We start from the raw sequence: 7,719 nt of genomic DNA on the forward strand, positions 1-7,719 counted from the left end.
TCTCCTTCCACACTGCCGCAATATAAAAAAGCGCGTCGCCAGTGGAAGGTGAAAATTTGCGACGTATTCCTGGAAGAATTAAATAGGTAAAGGTGAAAATGGGTAAAGCTCTCGTCATCGTTGAGTCCCCGGCAAAAGCCAAAACGATCAACAAATATCTCGGTAATGACTACGTGGTTAAATCCAGCGTCGGTCACATCCGTGATTTGCCGACCAGTGGATCAACCACCAAGAAGAGCGCTGACTCTGCCGCCGCCAAAGGGACCAAAAAGGTCAAAAAGGATGAACGCGGAGCGCTCGTCAATCGCATGGGTGTTGATCCATGGCATAACTGGGACGCTCGCTACGAAGTGCTGCCGGGCAAGGAGAAAGTGGTCTCCGAGCTGAAATCTCTGGCAGAAAAAGCAGACCACATCTATCTCGCAACCGACCTTGACCGCGAAGGGGAAGCCATTGCATGGCACCTGCGGGAAGTTATCGGCGGCGATGAAACGCGCTATAGCCGCGTGGTCTTTAACGAAATCACTAAAAATGCGATTCGTCAGGCGTTTGAAAAGCCGGGTGAACTGAACATCGACCGTGTTAACGCCCAGCAGGCGCGCCGCTTTATGGACCGCGTAGTGGGTTACATGGTGTCGCCGCTGCTGTGGAAAAAGATTGCGCGTGGCCTGTCCGCAGGGCGCGTGCAGTCCGTAGCGGTTCGCCTGGTTGTCGAGCGTGAGCGCGAAATCAAAGCGTTCGTGCCGGAAGAGTACTGGGAAATCGACGCTAACCTGTCGACGCCGAAGGGCGATGCGCTCCCGGTGCAGGTGAGCCATCATAAAGACAAGCCTTTCCGGCCGGTTAACCGCGAGCAAACTATGGCGGCGGTTAGCCTGCTAGAAAAAGCTCGCTACACCGTTCTGGATCGTGAAGACAAGCCAACCAGCAGCAAGCCGGGTGCGCCGTTCATTACCTCCACGCTGCAGCAGGCCGCCAGTACGCGTCTTGGCTTCGGCGTGAAGAAAACGATGATGATGGCACAGCGTCTTTACGAAGCGGGCCACATTACCTATATGCGTACCGACTCAACCAACCTGAGCCAGGATGCGGTGAGCATGGTGCGCGGCTATATCGAAGAGAGCTTCGGTAAGAAATACCTGCCTGCGGACGCCAACCAGTACGCCAGCAAGGATAACTCTCAGGAAGCGCACGAAGCGATTCGTCCTTCTGATGTGTCCGTGCAGGCCGAGTCGTTGAAAGACATGGAAGCGGATGCCCAGAAGCTTTATCAGCTGATCTGGCGCCAGTTCGTGGCCTGCCAGATGACGCCTGCGAAATACGATTCCACCACGCTGACGGTGGAAGCCGGTGAATACCGCCTGAAGACGCGTGGTCGTACGCTGCGCTTTGATGGCTGGACGAAGGTGATGCCTGCGCTGCGTAAGGGCGATGAAGACCGCACTTTACCGGCGGTTAACCCGGGTGAGGAACTGACGCTGGTTGAGCTGCTTCCGGCCCAGCACTTTACCAAGCCGCCTGCACGTTTCAGTGAAGCATCGCTGGTTAAAGAGCTGGAAAAACGCGGTATTGGTCGTCCATCTACCTACGCTTCTATCATCTCCACCATTCAGGATCGTGGCTACGTGCGCGTCGAGAACCGCCGTTTCTACGCTGAAAAAATGGGCGAGATCGTGACCGACCGTCTGGAAGAAAACTTCCGCGAGCTGATGAATTACGACTTCACCGCGCAAATGGAAAACAGCCTGGACCAGGTCGCAAACAATCAGGCCGAGTGGAAAGGCGTGCTGGATAACTTCTTCAGCGATTTCAGCGGCCAGCTTGAGAAAGCCGAGCAGGATCCGGAAGAAGGCGGCATGCGCCCGAATCAGATGGTCCTGACCAGCATAGATTGCCCAACCTGCGGCCGTAAAATGGGGATCCGTACCGCGAGTACCGGCGTGTTCCTCGGCTGTTCCGGCTATGCGTTACCGCCGAAAGAGCGCTGCAAAACCACCATCAACCTGGTGCCGGAGAACGAAGTTCTTAACGTGCTGGAAGGGGATGACGCGGAAACAAACGCCCTGCGCGCCAAGCGTCGCTGCCAGAAATGCGGCACGGCGATGGACAGCTATCTCATCGATCCGAAGCGTAAGCTGCACGTTTGTGGTAACAACCCGACCTGCGACGGCTACGAAATCGAAGAGGGTGAGTTCCGCATCAAAGGTTATGACGGCCCGATCGTTGAGTGCGAGAAGTGTGGCTCAGAAATGCACCTGAGAATGGGGCGTTTCGGGAAGTACATGGCCTGTACCAACGACGAGTGTAAGAATACCCGTAAGATCCTGCGTAACGGCGAAGTCGCGCCGCCGAAGGAAGACCCGGTGCCGTTGCCTGAGCTGCCGTGCGAGAAATCCGATGCCTATTTCGTGCTGCGTGATGGTGCGGCTGGGGTATTCCTGGCGGCAAACACCTTCCCGAAATCTCGTGAAACGCGTGCGCCGCTGGTTGAAGAGCTTCACCGCTTCCGCGATCGTTTACCGGAGAAACTGCGCTACCTGGCCGATGCTCCTCAGGAAGATCCTGAAGGGAATAAAGCTTTCGTACGCTTTAGCCGTAAAACGAAGCAGCAGTATGTCGCTTCTGAGAAAGAGGGCAAAGCGACCGGCTGGTCCGCCTTCTTCGTCGACGGTAAGTGGGTTGTCGGCAAGAAATAAGCCTGCCTGCAAATGAGAAAACCGGAGCCTGTCTCCGGTTTTTTTATGCCGCTTTATATAACTCGTTTATTATCTTTTCATCCCATCTATACAAAGTAGCTATAACTGATATAGTAAGTAAAGCAATGTCAATTTTCGTATTTTCTGCGTCGTAACCCCTGCCATTGAGTGCCGGGGCCTTTGACCCTGGACGGTAAGTCATGAAATTACAGCAGCTTCGTTATATCGTTGAAGTCGTTAACCACAACCTGAATGTGTCCTCCACGGCGGAAGGGCTTTATACCTCTCAGCCGGGGATCAGTAAGCAAGTTCGTATGCTGGAAGATGAGCTTGGGATCCAAATTTTCGCCCGCAGCGGGAAACATCTGACTCAGGTGACGCCGGCAGGGCAGGAAATTATCCGTATCGCCCGGGAAGTGCTTTCTAAAGTCGACGCCATTAAATCCGTTGCCGGGGAGCATACCTGGCCTGACAAAGGCTCGCTGTATGTGGCCACCACGCATACCCAGGCTCGTTACGCGTTGCCCGGCGTGATAAAAGGCTTTATTGAGCGTTATCCGCGTGTTTCTTTGCACATGCATCAGGGCTCGCCGACGCAGATTGCAGAGGCCGTGTCTAAAGGCAATGCAGACTTTGCGATTGCCACCGAAGCGCTGCATCTTTATGACGACCTGGTCATGCTGCCGTGCTACCACTGGAACCGTTCAATCGTGGTCACGCCGGATCATCCGCTGGCCTCAAAAGAGTCGGTCACCATTGAAGAGCTGGCGCAGTATCCGCTGGTTACCTACACCTTTGGTTTTACCGGCCGTTCAGAGCTGGACACCGCCTTTAACCGAGCCGGATTAACGCCGCGTATCGTCTTTACGGCGACCGATGCTGACGTTATCAAAACGTACGTGCGTCTGGGCCTTGGCGTGGGGGTTATCGCGAGCATGGCGGTGGATCCGATTTCCGACCCCGATTTAGTCCGCATTGAAGCGCAGGGCGTATTTAGCCACAGCACCACGAAAATCGGTTTCCGTCGTAGCACTTTCCTTCGCAGTTATATGTATGATTTCATTCAGCGTTTTGCGCCGCATTTAACGCGAGATGTGGTCGATACCGCAGTGGCATTACGCTCAAATGAAGATATTGAAGCGATGTTTAAAGATATAAAATTACCGGCCAAATAATTTCCCAGGGTATCTTCGGTGAATCCGGAGATACCCACTTCATTATTAAATAAGAATTAAACGCATTTCTTCATCTATTCCCATTCCCGCCTAATAAGCCACATCGTGACAATGGTTATTGTGTCGCAATAAAGAGACACAGCTAGTAAATAAGTCGTAGTTGCGCAAATTTGGTGTTTCGATTATTTATTTCAGGTCAAAAGATTAAATCTTTTCTCTTCCCCATAGCGCAATTTTTCTGGCTTTTGAGCTAGAGTTTCTTTAGGATTAATCCCAACTGGCGATTAGTTATACCGATTGTTTGGAAATATTACGATAAGTGGTGTCGATTGTATGAGGCTAGCAATGTCATCAGGAAGTGAGCAACCGCAAAGGGATCCGGCGCTGAAACGCAAGGCGTGGACTGCGGTGTTTTTGGTGTCAGCCTTGTTCTGGCTGGTCGTGGCGCTGGTTGCCTGGAAATTTTGGGGGTAGCTATGTCTACTCGGGATAGGGTTCCTGCACCCAAAGTCGTGGCCCGCACCCGCGGCAAAACGCGAAAAGAAGTAAAAAAAGAGGAAAGCACATCGACTGAAGGCTGGGCGCTGACAAAACAGCAGCAGGCTTTTATCGATTTGTTTTCCGAAGACGACAGCAAAAAACAATAATTTCGTTATTAAACCGTTTATTTTCTCTGCGGCAAAGAAATGCATTTTATTTACCGTAGGGCAACGAATCGTTTACTGATAATTACACACAGCAATACATTCTGGTGACTGCTTAATTAAGCAGTCTTATTGCATATCGCAACATTGAGCAAAACTTATGAATAATCAACGCGCCGTGAAATACTGGTCCTGGATGGGCGCCTTTACGCTATCTGCTGTCTTTTGGGTAGAAATGTTCCGCGCCTTCGTTAATTAATCATCGCCACGTGCGGCTTACCGCCGCTGCTCTGCCGCACCAAAGACTTCTCTTTGCTTTAAATCTCGCCCTGGCTAACGCCGGGGCGTTTGTTTACTCACGGCTTATTCCCTTCGCGTCATTTATCAATTTGGGTTGTTATCAAATCGTTACGGCAGGTTTGTGTTATCTTTAATAGTGACCCTGCTGATAATCAGGGCACTCGCTATCCCTGTCATAAAGGAGGAGCTATGTCGTTAACCCTACGCGAAGCCAGTAAGGACACTTTACAAGCGCTAAACAAAACCTGGCACTACTACAGCCTGCCGCTGGCCGCAAAAGAGCTTGGGGATATCAGCCGTTTACCTAAGTCGCTAAAAGTTTTACTGGAAAACCTGCTGCGCTGGCAGGATGAAGACTCCGTCACCCGGGAAGATATTCAGGCGCTGGCCGACTGGCTAAAACAGGCCCACGCCGACCGCGAAATTGCCTATCGTCCTGCCCGTGTACTGATGCAGGATTTCACCGGCGTCCCCGCAGTCGTTGACCTCGCCGCGATGCGCGAAGCCGTGAAACGCCTTGGCGGAGATGTGGCAAAAGTGAATCCACTCTCCCCGGTTGACCTCGTAATTGACCACTCCGTGACGGTCGACCATTTTGGCGATAAAGACGCCTTCGAAGAAAACGTTCGCCTGGAAATGGAACGTAACCACGAGCGCTATGTCTTTTTACGCTGGGGGCAGCAGGCCTTTAGCCGCTTCAGCGTCGTCCCGCCGGGCACCGGTATTTGCCACCAGGTCAACCTTGAGTATCTGGGGAAAGCCGTCTGGAGCGAAGAGCAGAACGGTGAATTTATCGCTTATCCTGACACGCTGGTGGGCACCGACTCCCACACGACGATGATTAACGGTCTGGGTGTACTTGGCTGGGGCGTAGGTGGTATTGAAGCCGAGGCCGCAATGCTTGGCCAGCCCGTTTCCATGCTGATCCCGGATGTCGTCGGCTTTAAGCTCGACGGCAAATTACGGGAAGGGATCACCGCCACTGACCTGGTGCTGACCGTCACCCAGATGCTGCGCAAGCACGGCGTGGTGGGTAAATTTGTTGAGTTTTACGGCGATGGTCTTGATTCGCTGCCGCTTGCCGACCGGGCGACTATCGCCAACATGTCACCTGAATACGGCGCCACCTGCGGCTTCTTCCCGATTGACGGCGTAACTCTCGACTATATGCGTCTCAGCGGGCGCAGCGAAGAGCAGGTTGCCCTGGTAGAAGCCTACGCTAAGGCGCAGGGCATGTGGCGTAATACGGGGGATGAACCCGTGTTTACCAGCACGCTGGCGTTAAACATGAACGACGTTGAGGCCAGCCTGGCCGGGCCAAAACGTCCACAGGACCGCGTCCCGCTCGGCGGCGTACCGCAAGCATTTGCCGCCAGCAACGAGCTTGAAGTCAACGCTTCACACAAAGACCGCAACCCGGTTAGCTATACGCTTGCTGGCCGTGAGCACCAGCTGCCGGATGGCGCAGTCGTGATCGCGGCCATTACCTCCTGTACCAACACCTCAAACCCTAGCGTGCTGATGGCGGCCGGGTTGCTGGCTAAAAAGGCCGTCAGCCTGGGGCTGAAGCCACAGCCATGGGTGAAAGCGTCGCTTGCGCCGGGCTCTAAAGTTGTGTCTGACTACCTGGCAAAGGCGAAGTTAACGCCTTACCTCGATGAGCTTGGCTTCAACCTGGTGGGCTACGGCTGTACTACCTGTATCGGTAACTCGGGCCCGCTGCCGGATCCTATCGAACAGGCGATTAAAAAAGGCGATCTCACCGTGGGCGCGGTGCTTTCAGGGAACCGTAACTTCGAAGGTCGTATTCACCCGCTGGTCAAAACTAACTGGCTGGCATCGCCGCCGCTTGTTGTGGCCTATGCGCTGGCCGGGAACATGAACATCGACCTGACCAAAGAGCCGCTGGGGCACGATAAAAAAGGTGACCCGGTTTACCTGAAAGATATCTGGCCGAGCAGCCAGGAGATTGCTGCCGCCGTGGCGCAGGTGACCACCGATATGTTCCGCAAAGAGTACGCGGAGGTGTTCGAAGGCACTGAGGAGTGGCGCAATATTAAGGTGGAACGCTCGGCTACCTACGGCTGGCAAGATGACTCGACCTATATCCGACTGTCGCCGTTCTTTGATGATATGGGCATAGAGCCTAAACCTGTGGAAGATATCCACGGTGCTAAGGTACTGGCGATGCTCGGGGACTCGGTAACCACCGACCACATTTCCCCGGCTGGGAGTATTAAACCTGACAGCCCGGCAGGGCGTTATCTGCAAGGGCATGGCGTTGAGCGCGGGGATTTTAACTCCTACGGCTCGCGGCGCGGTAACCACGAAGTGATGATGCGCGGGACGTTTGCCAACATTCGTATTCGCAACGAAATGGTGCCGGGCGTGGAAGGAGGCATGACGCGGCTATTGCCGGGCGAAGAAGTGCTTTCAATTTACGACGCAGCGATGCGTTACAAAGAGCAGGGCACGCCGCTGGCGGTGATTGCCGGGAAAGAATATGGCTCCGGCTCAAGCCGTGACTGGGCTGCGAAAGGTCCCCGGCTGTTAGGCGTTCGGGTGGTGATTGCCGAATCGTTCGAGCGAATTCACCGTTCTAACCTTATCGGCATGGGCATTTTGCCGCTGGAATTCCCACCGGGCGTCACGCGCAAAACGCTTGGCTTAACGGGCGAAGAGAAGCTGGACATCAGCGGGCTTAATCAGCTCCAGCCGGGGACAGATGTTCCGGTTACGCTGACCTTCGCTGACGGGCGTAAGCAGGTGGTTGATTGCCGCTGCCGTATTGATACCGGCAATGAGCTTACCTATTTCCGTAACGATGGCATCCTGCATTATGTGATCAGGAATATGCTGAAGTAAGAAACGAAAAAGCCCCTGAATGGACTGACCCCATAAAGT

The 7,719-nt window shown here is 53.9% G+C and carries 6 protein-coding genes; all 6 read left to right on the forward strand.

Features of this window, described 5'->3' with window-relative positions; translation table 11 throughout:
- Window positions 1-98: 98 nt before the first annotated feature.
- The 6 genes from topA to acnA all read left to right on the forward strand — a co-directional run bounded on the left by topA (window position 99) and on the right by acnA (window position 7,680).
- Window positions 99-2,696 (forward strand): type I DNA topoisomerase, encoded by a 2,598-nt coding sequence (topA, locus tag HX778_RS24560; RefSeq protein WP_176983322.1) that lies wholly within the window; start codon window positions 99-101, stop codon window positions 2,694-2,696.
- Between the two features lie 200 nt (window positions 2,697-2,896).
- A complete protein-coding gene (gene cysB / locus HX778_RS24565) occupies window positions 2,897-3,871 on the forward strand; it encodes an HTH-type transcriptional regulator CysB (RefSeq protein WP_038471909.1) in 975 nt (324 codons plus the stop codon).
- Window positions 3,872-4,216: 345 nt separating this feature from the next.
- Window positions 4,217-4,345, forward strand: a complete 129-nt coding sequence (locus tag HX778_RS24570) for a YmiA family putative membrane protein (protein WP_071842910.1) — start codon at window positions 4,217-4,219, stop codon at window positions 4,343-4,345.
- Between the two features lie 2 nt (window positions 4,346-4,347).
- Window positions 4,348-4,518 carry a hypothetical protein gene (locus HX778_RS24575; RefSeq protein ID WP_158399815.1) on the forward strand — a complete coding sequence of 57 codons (171 nt, stop codon included), beginning with the start codon at window positions 4,348-4,350 and terminating at the stop codon, window positions 4,516-4,518.
- Between the two features lie 157 nt (window positions 4,519-4,675).
- Entirely contained in the window at window positions 4,676-4,774 is a 99-nt protein-coding gene (gene ymiC / locus HX778_RS25270; protein WP_235212905.1) for a small membrane protein YmiC, read from the forward strand.
- Between the two features lie 230 nt (window positions 4,775-5,004).
- Window positions 5,005-7,680: an aconitate hydratase AcnA gene (gene acnA / locus HX778_RS24580; protein WP_176983323.1), complete on the forward strand. Its 2,676-nt coding sequence runs from the start codon at window positions 5,005-5,007 to the stop codon at window positions 7,678-7,680.
- The last annotated feature ends 39 nt before the right edge of the window (window positions 7,681-7,719 follow it).

This window comes from Cedecea sp. P7760, from assembly GCF_013386425.1.
GTDB classification, from domain to species: Bacteria; Pseudomonadota; Gammaproteobacteria; order Enterobacterales; family Enterobacteriaceae; genus Cedecea; species Cedecea selenatireducens.

What these genes read in the sequence shown, in the direction of transcription:
- topA (WP_176983322.1), top strand. Translation starts at nt 99, where the DNA reads ATGGGTAAAGCTCTCGTCATCGTTGAGTCCCCGGCAAAAGCCAAAACG.
- cysB (WP_038471909.1), top strand. Translation starts at nt 2,897, where the DNA reads ATGAAATTACAGCAGCTTCGTTATATCGTTGAAGTCGTTAACCACAAC.
- HX778_RS24570 (WP_071842910.1), top strand. Translation starts at nt 4,217, where the DNA reads ATGTCATCAGGAAGTGAGCAACCGCAAAGGGATCCGGCGCTGAAACGC.
- HX778_RS24575 (WP_158399815.1), top strand. Translation starts at nt 4,348, where the DNA reads ATGTCTACTCGGGATAGGGTTCCTGCACCCAAAGTCGTGGCCCGCACC.
- ymiC (WP_235212905.1), top strand. Translation starts at nt 4,676, where the DNA reads ATGAATAATCAACGCGCCGTGAAATACTGGTCCTGGATGGGCGCCTTT.
- acnA (WP_176983323.1), top strand. Translation starts at nt 5,005, where the DNA reads ATGTCGTTAACCCTACGCGAAGCCAGTAAGGACACTTTACAAGCGCTA.